The organism is Vibrio sp. 1180_3 (assembly GCF_029478545.1).
GTDB lineage: Bacteria > Pseudomonadota > Gammaproteobacteria > Enterobacterales > Vibrionaceae > Vibrio > Vibrio aestuarianus.
The window spans coordinates 98,602-110,786 of sequence record NZ_SJFM01000007.1; the positions used below are offsets into that span (position 1 = coordinate 98,602).

A 12,185-nucleotide genomic window follows, 5' to 3' on the forward strand; every position below is an offset into this window, starting at 1 on the left:
AAAGAATTCCTTTATAATGCGCTCGAAAGTTGGAGGTTAAATTGGTATGAATTCAAGTTTATTGTTTTAACTTATTGTATTTTAAGTTTTTGTGAGTTCATTCCAATTACACCTCAACCCACTGTATAAGAGACCTAAGCACATGAGAATTTTGCGTGGCTCCCCAGCTCTTTCTGAGTTTCGTGTTAACAAACTCGTTGAACTTTGTCGTGAACAGCAATTACCTGTTTCTGGTATTTACGCGGAGTTCATGCATTTTGCCGATCTCTCAGCAGATTTAGACGCTCAAGCACTTGAAAAGTTAGAGAAGCTTCTTACTTACGGCCCAACCATTCAAGAGCATGAACCACAAGGTCTTCTCCTGCTTGTTACTCCTCGCCCGGGCACAATTTCTCCTTGGTCTTCGAAAGCAACAGATATTGCTCATAACTGTGGTTTAGCTAATGTAAAGCGTTTGGAACGCGGTACCGCTTATTACATTGAGTCTGAAGGTGAGCTTTCTGCTGAACAGATCAACGCCATTCAATCGTTGATTCATGACCGCATGATGGAAGTAGTATTTACAGAATTTGAAGCGGCCAATGCACTATTTAAAGTGGCACAACCTGCTCCGGTTGCGGATGTTGATCTATTAAACGGTGGTCGCGCTGCGCTTGAACAAGCAAACGTTACCCTTGGCCTTGCATTGGCAGAGGATGAGATCGATTACTTACTCGAAAGCTTTGTTTCTAAACTAAAGCGTAATCCAACCGACATCGAATTGATGATGTTTGCGCAAGCGAACTCTGAACATTGCCGCCACAAAATCTTTAACGCTGATTGGACCATTGATGGTGTAAAGCAAGATAAATCACTGTTCAAGATGATCAAAAACACCTTTGAAGTGACGCCAGATCACGTTCTATCGGCTTACAAAGACAACGCTGCGGTGATGGTCGGGTCAGAGGTAGGACGCTTTTTCCCAAATCCAGAAACTCGTCAATATGGTTACAGCCATGAGAAAGCACATATTTTGATGAAGGTGGAAACACACAACCACCCAACAGCTATCTCTCCTTGGCCTGGTGCTTCTACTGGTTCTGGCGGTGAAATTCGCGATGAAGGCGCAACCGGTATTGGCGGTAAACCTAAAGCGGGTCTGGTTGGTTTTACCACCTCTAACCTACGTATTCCAGGTTTTGAACAGCCATGGGAAACAGACTTTGGTAAGCCAGGTCGAATCGTTAACGCATTAGATATCATGCTAGAAGGCCCACTAGGTGGCGCGGCATTCAACAACGAATTTGGTCGTCCAAACCTACTTGGTTACTTCCGTACTTACGAAGAGAAAGTCAACTCTCACGCGGGCGAAGAGGTACGTGGTTACCACAAGCCAATCATGATCGCTGGTGGTATGGGTAACATCCGTGACGAGCACGTACAGAAGAAAGAAATTCCAGTCGGTGCAAGCCTAATCGTGCTTGGTGGTCCGGCTATGAATATCGGCCTTGGTGGTGGAGCGGCTTCGTCAATGGCGTCTGGTCAATCAGCAGAAGATCTTGATTTCGCTTCAGTACAACGTGAGAACCCAGAGATGGAACGTCGTTGTCAGGAAGTGATTGACCGCTGTTGGCAGTTAGGTGATGCAAACCCAATCGCGTTTATCCACGATGTGGGCGCGGGCGGTATTTCTAATGCACTTCCAGAGCTTGTGGATGATGGCGAACGTGGCGGTATTTTCCAACTGCGTGATGTGCCAAACGATGAGCCGGGTATGAGTCCGTTAGAAATCTGGTGTAATGAGTCACAAGAACGTTACGTAATGGCTGTTGCTCCTGAAAATATGGCTGTCTTTGATGCAATTTGTAAACGCGAACGTGCACCATATGCAGTGGTTGGGGTAGCGACAGAAGAACGCGAGCTCAAGCTTGAAGATTCACACTTTAACAACACGCCAATCGATATGCCAATGGACATCCTATTAGGTAAAACGCCTAAGATGCACCGTGATGCGAAAACGTTAAAAGCAAACAACCCTGCCATCGATCGCAGTGGTATTGAACTTAACGAAGCGATTGATCGTGTTTTACGCCTACCAACGGTTGCCGAGAAAACTTTCCTTATCACCATTGGTGATCGCACGGTAACGGGGTTAGTTGCACGTGACCAAATGGTTGGGCCATGGCAGGTGCCAGTGGCAAACTGTGCAGTCACCGCAGCCAGCTACGATACTTACCATGGTGAAGCGATGTCGATGGGTGAGCGTACGCCAGTAGCTTTGCTTGACTTTGGTGCATCAGCTCGTTTAGCCGTTGGTGAAGCGATTACTAATATTGCTGCAACCAACATCGGTGATATCAAACACATTAAGCTATCAGCAAACTGGATGTCTCCCGCCGGTCACCCTGGTGAAGATGCTGGTCTTTACGAAGCGGTGAAAGCGGTCGGTGAAGAGCTGTGTCCTGCACTTGGTCTGACGATTCCTGTTGGTAAAGACTCGATGTCAATGAAAACCAAGTGGGATGAAAACGGTGAGCAGAAAGAAGTGACTTCGCCACTTTCTCTTGTTATCACGGCGTTTGCTCGTGTTGAAGATGTACGTAAGACCATTACGCCACAACTTCGTACTGATAAAGGTGATACATCGCTGGTTCTTATCGACCTAGGTAATGGTAAAAACCGCTTAGGTGCCACGGCACTGGCGCAAGTTTACAAGCAGCTTGGTGATAAACCCGCAGACGTTGACAACGCAGCCCAGCTAAAAGGCTTCTATGAAGGCATTCAAGCACTGGTCGCTAATGATCAAATCGTCGCTTATCACGATAAAGGCGATGGTGGTTTGTTTGTTACTCTGGCTGAGATGGCGTTTGCCGGTCACTGTGGTGTGAAAGCCGACATTGCTGCACTAGGCGATGATGCATTGGCGGTGTTATTTAATGAAGAGCTAGGTGCAGTCCTTCAAGTTAAGAACGACGACTTAGATGCTGTTCTTTCTACTCTGGCAGTAAACGGCTTAGAAGCATGCTCACATGTTATCGGCAGCGTTGGAGCGTCTGATGAGCTAGTGATTACCTCTGGCGACACAGTAGTTTTAGAGCGTAATCGTACTGAGCTACGTACTATCTGGGCAGAAACTACGCACAAGATGCAAGCTCTACGTGATAACCCAGCATGTGCAAACCAAGAGCATGAAGCGAAGAAAGACAACTCTGACCCAGGTCTAAACGTTAAATTGAGTTTTGATGTAAACCAAGATATTGCCGCGCCATACATTGCTAAAGGTGCTAAACCGAAAATGGCGATTCTACGTGAGCAGGGTGTGAACTCTCATGTCGAAATGGCGGCGGCGTTCGACCGTGCTGGTTTTGAAGCGACCGACATCCATATGAGCGATATCTTAACTGGTCAAGCGGCGTTAGAAGAGTATCAAGGCCTTGTGGCATGTGGTGGTTTTTCTTACGGTGATGTATTGGGTGCGGGTGAAGGTTGGGCTAAATCAGTGCTGTTTAATGCACAAGCACGTGATCAGTTCGAAAACTTCTTCAAGCGTGAAGATACGTTCTCATTAGGTGTGTGTAATGGCTGTCAAATGCTATCTAACCTCAAAGAGTTGATACCAGGTGCAGATTTGTGGCCGCGTTTTGTACGCAATGAATCAGAGCGTTTCGAAGCTCGTTTTAGCTTAGTCGAAGTACAAAAATCAGACTCATTGTTCTTCAATGAAATGGCTGGTTCACGTATGCCAATTGCGGTTTCTCATGGCGAAGGTCGTGTCGAAGTGCGTGATACGGCGCATCTTGCAGCTATTGAACAATCAGCTACTGTTGCACTACGTTTTGTCGACAATAATGGTCAAGTTACTCAGCAATACCCGAATAACCCGAATGGTTCACCAAACGCGATTACGGGCTTAACCACAACCGATGGGCGCGTTACTATTATGATGCCACACCCAGAGCGCGTGTTCCGTACCGTCGCGAACTCTTGGCATCCGGATTCATGGGGTGAAAACAGCCCTTGGATGCGTATGTTCCAAAATGCACGTAAAAATCTGGGTTAATGATGTCATTCATTTCGTGATTTGACTGATAAGATTAAAGCCGCTGCATTTCAGCGGCTTTTCTTATTTATGCTGTGAGCGAAAATTTTGTAAAATATGCGGAAAAGATCTGTGATTTATGCTCTAATGCCGCGCTTACCAAGGGATGGTGTTCAACATACTCTACTGAGTGGAGTGATACCAATCGTAATCAATATCTGGCTTACAGTGATGATTATGGTTAACGTTGATGAGTAATCCCTTATTCTTCCCTTAGGAAAACGAAAATGTCTGAAAGTAAAAAATTCACTATCCGTGTGACTGAAAAACGTAATGGTTGGGCGGCTGAAATTGTTCGTCAAGTAACCGCTCATAGAAGCACAGTATCAAAGCGTGAAACTGGTTTTGAAAGCGAAGAGCTTGCGAAAACTTGGGCTGAGAAAGAGCTAGCAGGTTTTATTGAAAACCAAGTGAAGCGTAACGAACGCAAAGCAGAATCAAGAAAAGAGAAAAAAGCGTAATTCTTTATTAAAAAGATAATGCTGTACTAACAATGAAGAACCCCGCTCGATGAGCGGGGTTCTTTTTTTCGTTCAGTTATAAGCGCCGATTTAGTCAGTAGCTATCTGAATTGACCAACCTCGGTTAGAAATTCAAAGCCAGCACTGGCAAGACGAGCCTCTAATGCGGCGCGATCAATATCAAAGTAGCTGGCCAGTTTGTCAAGATCACCACTAAAGTCATCACGCAGTTTCATGTTTACGATACTCATCAACATGATGGGATCCATCGAAGCAAAATTTGCTAAGTTCATTACTTATCCTCAAAGTCTGAAATTAACAGATTCGCAGCAGCAAAGGCTGCTTGCTCTCGCACTTCCTTCGGTAACGATTGGTTGGCTGCTACATCATTAAGTGCTTTAACAGCGCAAGAAATAGCTTGAGGAATATAGGCTTGATCACCACTGCCAATTTGAGCGTAAAGCTCACGTACTAAATCACAACAACCGTAAACTTGCATGGTCTGAATCCTAATAAATGATAACTGCTCTCAATATACACATTGATTTTAGGAAAGACAAAACCAGAACTTGCTCTTGCGCAAGCTCTGGTTTTAAATGGCGAAAGTTTAAGCGTTGACTTGCTGCTCAAGAGCTAAGACAAGATCATCAGCCAAGCGAAGCTGTTTAGCTAACTCATTTAAGTATGCTTTTTCCATGAAGTTTTGTTCATCAGCAATCAGTAGTGAAGCGAGATAAAGTTCACTGGCTTGCTCTGGTGTTGTGGCTAGCTGAGCAATAGCCGCAGGGTCTAATGGCTTGTGTAATTCATTTTTAACGAGTTGTTGAAGCTGAGCATCAGCTCCCATTTCAACTATCGCTTGCTCAATTTTACTCATCTCTTGTTCGTCAACGTGACCATCGGCTTTTGCAGCGGCAATCATCGCTTTTAAAATGAGTACGCTGTGGTTTGAATCATCGGGATCAAATGTGGCTTGAGGTTGAGTTGTCGCCTGCTTTGCTTGCCAGTCGTTGTAGGCTTTATAAGCCAGCGCCCCAAGTGCTGCTGCGCCACCAATACCAAGTACTTTTTTGCCTATTTTTTTTGTTTTCTTTGAACCCATTAATAAACCTATCAAGCCCCCACCAACGGCTCCTGCGCCTAAGGTTTTCAATTTACTGCTGTCTTGGGTGATAGAACTGAGCTGAGTTGACCCTTGCTTAACAATATCTGAATTGAGTGCTTGGTTGAGAAGACTTTTTAGATCCATATGACACCTCCTTTATGAGTATATCCTTCCGACTTGAAGTGGTAGCGGTGTTGGCTACGTTCACTCCCCCCCCAATCACATAGTTTATCTATGCTCATGGGGATGAACTCACTTGCCGCCTACCTGCAACTTCAAGTGGTTTGGGTATAGAGAATAGAATAAAGTAGCAATGATGAATCTAAGATTAATAAATGGCACAAATAAAAAAGGTTGCCATAAAGGCAACCTTTCAAGCAATAGCTATGATGTTAGGCAAGTTGAGATTGGATGAACTCAACCGCACCATCCATCGCAATAGTTGATTTCTCACCCGTACGGCGATGCTTGTATTCGAAGTTGCCTTCGTCCATGCTGCGATCACCGATAATGATGGTATGAGGAACACCGATCAATTCCATGTCCGAGAACATCACGCCAGGGCGTTCTTTACGATCATCAAACAATACTTCAATCCCTGCCGCTGACAGTTCTGCGTATAGTTTTTCAGCCGCTTGCTGAACTCGCTCAGACTTGTGCATGTTCATTGGTACGATCGCGACTTGGAAAGGTGCGATCGCATCAGGCCAGATAATGCCGAATTTGTCGTTGTTCTGTTCAATAGCAGCAGCAACAACACGTGAAACACCGATACCGTAACAGCCCATTTCTAGGATGACATTCTTACCGTTTGAATCTAGTACGCCACAGTTCATCTTCTCAGAGTAGTTAGTACCTAACTGGAAGATATGACCGACTTCGATACCACGTTTTAGCAAGATGGTGCCTTGGCCACATGGGCTTGGGTCGCCTTCAACAACGTTACGTAAGTCTTCGACTTGACCTAGTTCGGCGTCACGACCCCAGTTAATCCCGAAATAGTGTTTACCGTCTACGTTAGCACCTGCGCCAAAGTCGCTCATTACCGCTACAGTACGGTCAACAATAAATGGCAGCTCTAAACCTACAGGGCCTAAAGAGCCAGGGCCTGCGCCGATCAGTGCGCGGATCTCTTCTTCTGTTGCCATTTCCAAAGGAGAGGCGACTTCGGCTAAGTTTTCCGCTTTCACTTCATTAAGCTCGTGATCGCCACGGATGATTAATGCGATGATGTCGGCATCGATTTCATCTGACGCTTTAACGAATAACGTTTTTACTGTTTTTTCGATAGCAAGGCCGTGCTGTTCAACAAGCTCTGCAATTGTCTTAGCATTTGGTGTGTCGACTAATTGCATCTCTTGCGTTGGAGCGGCACGTTCAATGGCTGGTGCAATTGCTTCTGCTTTTTCGATGTTCGCTGCGTAGTCAGACTCGGTTGAGAAGGCGATGAGGTCTTCGCCGCTTTCTGCCAGTACGTGGAACTCTTGAGAGCCGCTACCGCCAATAGCACCGCTATCAGCCAACACTGCACGGTAATCAAGCCCCATGCGGTCGAATGCTTTGCAGTAAGCATCAAGCATGATGTCATACGATTTTTGCAGCCCGTCTTTGTCGATGTCGAAGCTGTATGCATCCATCATCGAGAATTCACGTGCGCGCATCACACCAAAACGTGGGCGTCTTTCATCACGGAATTTTGTTTGGATCTGGTACAGGTTCAGTGGCAGCTGTTTGTATGAATTAACTTCATTACGCACAAGGCTGGTGATCACTTCTTCAGCTGTCGGACTAAGTACAAACGGGCGAGTATGGCGGTCAGTAAAACGAAGTAGCTCAGCGCCCATTTTTTCAGAGCGGCCTGTCTCTTCCCATAGTTCAAACGGCTGAACAACGGGCATCAAGGTTTCAATCGCACCTGCATTGTCGATCTCTTGACGAACGATGTTTTCGACTTTACGCAGCACACGTAGACCAGTAGGTAGCCAAGTATATAAACCTGAAGCTAGCTTACGGATCATACCTGCACGTAGCATTAGCTGGTGGCTAATGACTTCTGCGTCGTTTGGGGTCTCCTTCAAGGTTGAAAGAAGATATTTACTGGTACGCATTAATTATATCCGTCCATCATAAATTAACTGCTTTGTTTGGTTGGAAAAACCAAGCTCTGCATAGGGATACCCCAGAAAAGGGGATTCGGTTTAGCCGTGTATAATATCAGCCAATCGCCTTTGTCAAAAGTGTTCTATTACGGTTACTGACACTAAGTTGTTTGTGATGGTGAATTTTACGTTCAGATCGAACAGATTTACCGCATATTCTTTGTCATCTTGCTTGTTTTTTTTATAAGCGGGGCGAGGATCTTGCGAGAGCACTTGCTCAATGACCGCCTTGACCATGTGATAGTTTGAGTGTTTTTCAAGTACTACCGATGCGGGTGTGCTAAAAATGACGTTGATTTTATCGGGCGCTTTTTCTGCATAACCACCCACCGCGTTCTCAATCGAGTCAGAATAGGGAATATACGGTTTGATATCGATAATTGGCGTGCCATCGACTAAATCAACACTGCCTAATTCAAGGTAAACATGTTCACCTTGTTTAATCACACCTTTTAGCTCAACCGCGGACATACCAATGCCATTGGGGCGAAAGGTCGCTCGCGAAGCAAAAACGCCCATCCGTTCATTGCCCCCTAATCGTGGCGGGCGTACGGTTGGTTTCCATCCTGCGTCTAAATTCCGATCAAACAAGAACAGGAGCCAAATATGGCTGAATTGCTCAATTCCTCTTACGGCCTCTAAGCAGTTAGCATCGCCCGTTAGCTTAACTCTGGCGGTGGCACTAGGCACCAAGCGCGGCTGACGAGGAACTGCAAATTTTTCTTTATACGGGCTTTCGATTATGCCAATTGGGTCGATGGTATACATGCAAGTCATTCACGTTTGTTTGAATAGAAGAAGAAAATATCACATTTGTACTTGCATTTCTTGTTGATAATCATTATTAATTAAAATGTTATAACATAACAATTGATACTCAGTGCCAGTTATCCATATCGTTCAGCCATAAAGCGTTTTAGGTTAAGAAAATAAATGGTTGATAAAACGAGTTCGTTCACAAAGTAAGGAATCCATAATGAAAGTTTTAAGTTCACTCAAAAGTGCAAAATCGCGTCATCCTGATTGTCAAATTGTACGCCGTCGTGGTCGTATGTACGTCATTTGTAAATCGAACCCACGATTTAAAGCAGTGCAACGTTAGAGTGTACTGACCGGTCGTATTTTTTCAGCAAGTGATTGGTGCTGGTTATCCATTTGTTTGTATTTATATATATTGGTTGTTGAATTATCTGAAAATTGACGTGAAAATAGTTAATGTAGGTGGTTTTGTAAACTTTTGTAACACCTTCAATTTCAATTGCGCGCTTCTCTCGAGTAATCTTCTGCGGCTTTTTGATGTTTTTATCATGAAAGCACAGGGATAACTACAAGGAGGGAACTGATGAGCTCATCAGCTTCAATTAAGCAAAATGCGCCTAAGAAACCGTTATTTACTCGTTTCTTGGATAGCGTCGAATATTTGGGGAATTTATTACCTCATCCAATCACTTTATTTGCCATTTTTTGTGTGGCAATACTTATCTCGTCAGGTGTCGCAGGATACTTTGGTGTTTCGGTTGTTGACCCTCGCCCAGAAGGTGCAGCGGGTCGAGCGGCTGATGGTATGATTCATGTGGTGAGTCTTTTTAATGCTGAAGGCTTACAACTGATCGTGACTAACCTAGTTAAAAACTTTGTTGGCTTTGCTCCTTTAGGCACGGTATTGGTGGCTATGCTAGGTGTTGCGATTGCGGAGTATTCAGGTCTATTGTCTGCTGCAATGCGTGGTTTGGTGATGGGTGCTTCGAAGCGTATGGTAACCGTCACAGTTGTCTTCGCTGGTATTATTTCAAACACTGCATCTGAGTTAGGTTATGTTGTGTTAATTCCACTTGCAGCGATGCTTTTCCATTCTTTAGGTCGTCACCCATTAGCGGGCCTTGCGGCTGCTTTTGCGGGTGTTTCCGGTGGATATTCAGCTAACTTGCTGATTGGTACTGTGGATCCGCTGCTGTCAGGTATTACTGAAACCGCTGCACAAATGATAGATCCAAATTATTCAGTTGGCCCTGAAGTAAACTGGTATTTCATGTTTGTTTCTACCTTCTTTATTGCAGGTATGGGTGCTTTTGTTACTGAAAAAATCGTTGAACCCAAGCTTGGAAAATACAGTGATGAAGAAGCCTCTGAAGATCTTACACAAGATAAAATGGGCGCTTTGACTGCTGTAGAGAAGAGAGGACTCAAGCTGGCGGGTATCGCGGTATTGGTTGTCAGCGCTATTTTGGCTTGGACAATTGTCCCTGCTGATGGCGTGCTGCGTTCTGCTGCGGGGACGGTTTCTGGCTCTCCATTTTTGAAGAGTATCGTGGCGTTTATCTTTGTTTTCTTCGCGATTCCAGGCTTTGTATATGGCAAGGTCGTTGGCACCATGAAGAATGATCGTGATGTCATTGATGCAATGTCTAAATCGATGTCTTCAATGGGCATGTACATCGTGTTGGTATTCTTTGCCGCGCAGTTTGTTGCTTTCTTTAAATGGACCAACTTTGGCCAAGTCGTTGCGGTTGCTGGTGCTGACTTCTTGCAAAATATTGGCCTGACTGGACCCATGCTGTTTTTTGCCTTTATTTTGATGTGTGGCTTTATCAATTTAATGATTGGTTCGGCTTCTGCTCAGTGGGCGGTAACTGCGCCAATTTTTGTGCCTATGTTGATGTTAGTGGGTTACGCGCCAGAAACTATCCAAGCGGCGTATCGTATTGGTGATTCAACTACCAATATTATTACCCCAATGATGAGCTACTTTGGTCTTATTTTGGCTGTCGCGACGCGTTACATGAAAAACTTGGGCATTGGTACTTTGATTGCCACCATGCTGCCATATTCAATCTGCTTTATGGTGGGTTGGAGCTTGCTGTTCTACATTTGGGTGTTCCTATTGGGCCTTCCTGTTGGACCTGGCGCTGCAACGTTTTATACCCCTTAACTCAATGTACTTAAAAAAACCTGCGATTATCGCAGGTTTTTTTTCTTTGAATGTATGATTCATCGCTTGGCTAAAATACGGTCAAGGTGGTTCGCAAATTCACGTCTATCGGTTTGAGAGAGCGCATTCGGTCCACCAGTTTGAATACCACTTGAGCGCATGGTTTCCATAAAATCACGAATGTTCAAGCGTGCTTTGATGGTATCTTTGGTGTAGAGCTCACCCCGAGAACTTAACGCTAAACCACCTTTGGTGATGACTTCATCGGCGAGAGGGATGTCGGAAGTGATGACTAAGTCTCCCACTTCAACTCGTCTTACGATTTCATTATCGGCAATATCAAAACCGCTTGGAACTTGCAATGAATGAATGTTGGCACGCTTAGGGACTGGTACAACGTGGTTAGCGACAAATGTACATTCAACCCCAGTTCTTTCAGCAGCTCGCACGATGGTTTCTCGAATCACTTTCGGACACGCATCGGCATCCACCCAAATTTTCATCATTATTTACTTCTCTTTATCGGCTAATTGAGCTTCAAGTGTGGCGACTCTAGCTAAAAGATCAGCCACTTGCGACTCTAATTTTGCCACTCTATCGCTATCACTCTGCTTGGTTGCCACTTCAATCTTAGGAATGCGTTGTGCGTTCTTCCAACTTTTGATTGCAGCAATAATCGCAGGCATCGGAATGGATGTGGTTAAACGAGCTTTAACCAGCGCAACTGTCGGCTCTTTTCCTTGTTGATGTAAGCTTGCGAATACGGTTTCTAGTTCTTGCGAAACATCTTTTGTGAGCATATTTTGTCCTTATCGTGGGTTGTGGCAATGTTACCTTTTATTTGAGCATCGCAAAAGTAGCTAAGTGCTGTAAGAGATCGCTTACATTCAGTGTGAGAAATTACGTTTTCAAATGGATATTTAGCTATTTTTGTTTTGTTAACTTATTGAATTTAAATGGATTGGTGTTTTTTTGTTTAGGTTGTTTAAAAATATATAGTTAGGCGAGCATTGTTTCTCTTTGGTAAACGGGTAAATTTAACTTCGTCGAAGGGAGTTTGACGCAGAATAGGAAAAGCATCAAGGAACGATGCACTTCAGGATGAAGATCAGTTACTAAGGATAAGTAACCGAGCAGGATGCTGGACGAATATGGATATGACAATCTACAGGGTGTAGATTGCAATGGATTGATTAGGAACGCCTCTAGCTTGAGGTAGGACGAACATCAGGATGATGTCAGGGACACCGCTCAAGGAACAAGTGATGTGTGCTTGCTAGGACAGTAAGTGCTCAGGAAGAATAGGACACCGCTAGGACGGCGAAGCAGGATACGCTGAGGAATTCAGCCACTATTATGGATGATGCATGGAGCAGATATTAGTAGCCGGACTGCTGCGAGTAAGATCATAAGCCTCGACACCTATGTGTTGAGGCTTTTCTTATACATGTGA

General features: G+C 44.7%; 11 protein-coding genes. 4 read left to right on the forward strand and 7 right to left on the reverse strand.

The annotated features are described in order from the left end of the window. Positions 1-142: 142 nt before the first annotated feature. Both purL and EYW48_RS06435 read left to right on the forward strand, forming a co-directional pair. Positions 143-4,039 carry a phosphoribosylformylglycinamidine synthase gene (gene purL / locus EYW48_RS06430; protein ID WP_277432023.1) on the forward strand — a complete coding sequence of 1,299 codons (3,897 nt, stop codon included), beginning with the start codon at positions 143-145 and terminating at the stop codon, positions 4,037-4,039. Between the two features lie 266 nt (positions 4,040-4,305). After that, positions 4,306-4,539 carry a DUF3622 domain-containing protein gene (locus EYW48_RS06435; RefSeq protein ID WP_053310344.1) on the forward strand — a complete coding sequence of 78 codons (234 nt, stop codon included), beginning with the start codon at positions 4,306-4,308 and terminating at the stop codon, positions 4,537-4,539. A gap of 101 nt (positions 4,540-4,640) precedes the next feature. Here EYW48_RS06435 and EYW48_RS06440 read toward each other — a convergent pair whose 3' ends face one another. The 5 genes from EYW48_RS06440 to tsaA all read right to left on the reverse strand — a co-directional run bounded on the left by EYW48_RS06440 (position 4,641) and on the right by tsaA (position 8,571). After that, a complete protein-coding gene (locus EYW48_RS06440; RefSeq protein WP_171980241.1) occupies positions 4,641-4,832 on the reverse strand; it encodes a DUF4250 domain-containing protein in 192 nt (63 codons plus the stop codon). Beyond that, entirely contained in the window at positions 4,832-5,038 is a 207-nt protein-coding gene (locus EYW48_RS06445) for a YaeP family protein (RefSeq protein ID WP_053310342.1), read from the reverse strand. The genes EYW48_RS06440 and EYW48_RS06445 overlap by 1 nt, the downstream gene beginning before the upstream one ends. A 108-nt stretch (positions 5,039-5,146) precedes the next feature. Further along, positions 5,147-5,788: a tellurite resistance TerB family protein gene (locus tag EYW48_RS06450; RefSeq protein ID WP_277432024.1), complete on the reverse strand. Its 642-nt coding sequence runs from the start codon at positions 5,786-5,788 to the stop codon at positions 5,147-5,149. A gap of 248 nt (positions 5,789-6,036) precedes the next feature. Further along, positions 6,037-7,752 (reverse strand): proline--tRNA ligase, encoded by a 1,716-nt coding sequence (locus EYW48_RS06455; RefSeq protein ID WP_277432025.1) that lies wholly within the window; start codon positions 7,750-7,752, stop codon positions 6,037-6,039. A 123-nt stretch (positions 7,753-7,875) separates the two neighbouring features. Continuing rightward, positions 7,876-8,571: a tRNA (N6-threonylcarbamoyladenosine(37)-N6)-methyltransferase TrmO gene (tsaA, locus tag EYW48_RS06460; RefSeq protein ID WP_176313171.1), complete on the reverse strand. Its 696-nt coding sequence runs from the start codon at positions 8,569-8,571 to the stop codon at positions 7,876-7,878. 208 nt (positions 8,572-8,779) lie between these two features. Here tsaA and ykgO point away from each other — a divergent pair, with 208 nt between their 5' ends. Further along, complete coding sequence (gene ykgO / locus EYW48_RS06465; protein WP_053310338.1) at positions 8,780-8,905, forward strand: type B 50S ribosomal protein L36; 126 nt, start codon at positions 8,780-8,782, stop codon at positions 8,903-8,905. Between the two features lie 240 nt (positions 8,906-9,145). Continuing rightward, positions 9,146-10,732, forward strand: coding sequence for an AbgT family transporter (locus tag EYW48_RS06470; RefSeq protein WP_176313170.1), 1,587 nt, complete (start codon positions 9,146-9,148; stop codon positions 10,730-10,732). Between the two features lie 59 nt (positions 10,733-10,791). Here EYW48_RS06470 and EYW48_RS06475 read toward each other — a convergent pair whose 3' ends face one another. Beyond that, a complete protein-coding gene (locus EYW48_RS06475) occupies positions 10,792-11,235 on the reverse strand; it encodes a YaiI/YqxD family protein (RefSeq protein ID WP_053310461.1) in 444 nt (147 codons plus the stop codon). 6 nt (positions 11,236-11,241) lie between these two features. Continuing rightward, positions 11,242-11,532 (reverse strand): hypothetical protein, encoded by a 291-nt coding sequence (locus EYW48_RS06480; RefSeq protein WP_053310336.1) that lies wholly within the window; start codon positions 11,530-11,532, stop codon positions 11,242-11,244. Positions 11,533-12,185: the final 653 nt, after the last annotated feature.

What these genes read in the sequence shown, in the direction of transcription:
- EYW48_RS06450 (WP_277432024.1), bottom strand. Translation starts at nt 5,788, where the DNA reads ATGGATCTAAAAAGTCTTCTCAACCAAGCACTCAATTCAGATATTGTT.
- ykgO (WP_053310338.1), top strand. Translation starts at nt 8,780, where the DNA reads ATGAAAGTTTTAAGTTCACTCAAAAGTGCAAAATCGCGTCATCCTGAT.
- purL (WP_277432023.1), top strand. Translation starts at nt 143, where the DNA reads ATGAGAATTTTGCGTGGCTCCCCAGCTCTTTCTGAGTTTCGTGTTAAC.
- EYW48_RS06440 (WP_171980241.1), bottom strand. Translation starts at nt 4,832, where the DNA reads ATGAACTTAGCAAATTTTGCTTCGATGGATCCCATCATGTTGATGAGT.
- EYW48_RS06480 (WP_053310336.1), bottom strand. Translation starts at nt 11,532, where the DNA reads ATGCTCACAAAAGATGTTTCGCAAGAACTAGAAACCGTATTCGCAAGC.
- EYW48_RS06445 (WP_053310342.1), bottom strand. Translation starts at nt 5,038, where the DNA reads ATGCAAGTTTACGGTTGTTGTGATTTAGTACGTGAGCTTTACGCTCAA.
- EYW48_RS06475 (WP_053310461.1), bottom strand. Translation starts at nt 11,235, where the DNA reads ATGAAAATTTGGGTGGATGCCGATGCGTGTCCGAAAGTGATTCGAGAA.
- EYW48_RS06435 (WP_053310344.1), top strand. Translation starts at nt 4,306, where the DNA reads ATGTCTGAAAGTAAAAAATTCACTATCCGTGTGACTGAAAAACGTAAT.
- EYW48_RS06455 (WP_277432025.1), bottom strand. Translation starts at nt 7,752, where the DNA reads ATGCGTACCAGTAAATATCTTCTTTCAACCTTGAAGGAGACCCCAAAC.
- tsaA (WP_176313171.1), bottom strand. Translation starts at nt 8,571, where the DNA reads ATGTATACCATCGACCCAATTGGCATAATCGAAAGCCCGTATAAAGAA.
- EYW48_RS06470 (WP_176313170.1), top strand. Translation starts at nt 9,146, where the DNA reads ATGAGCTCATCAGCTTCAATTAAGCAAAATGCGCCTAAGAAACCGTTA.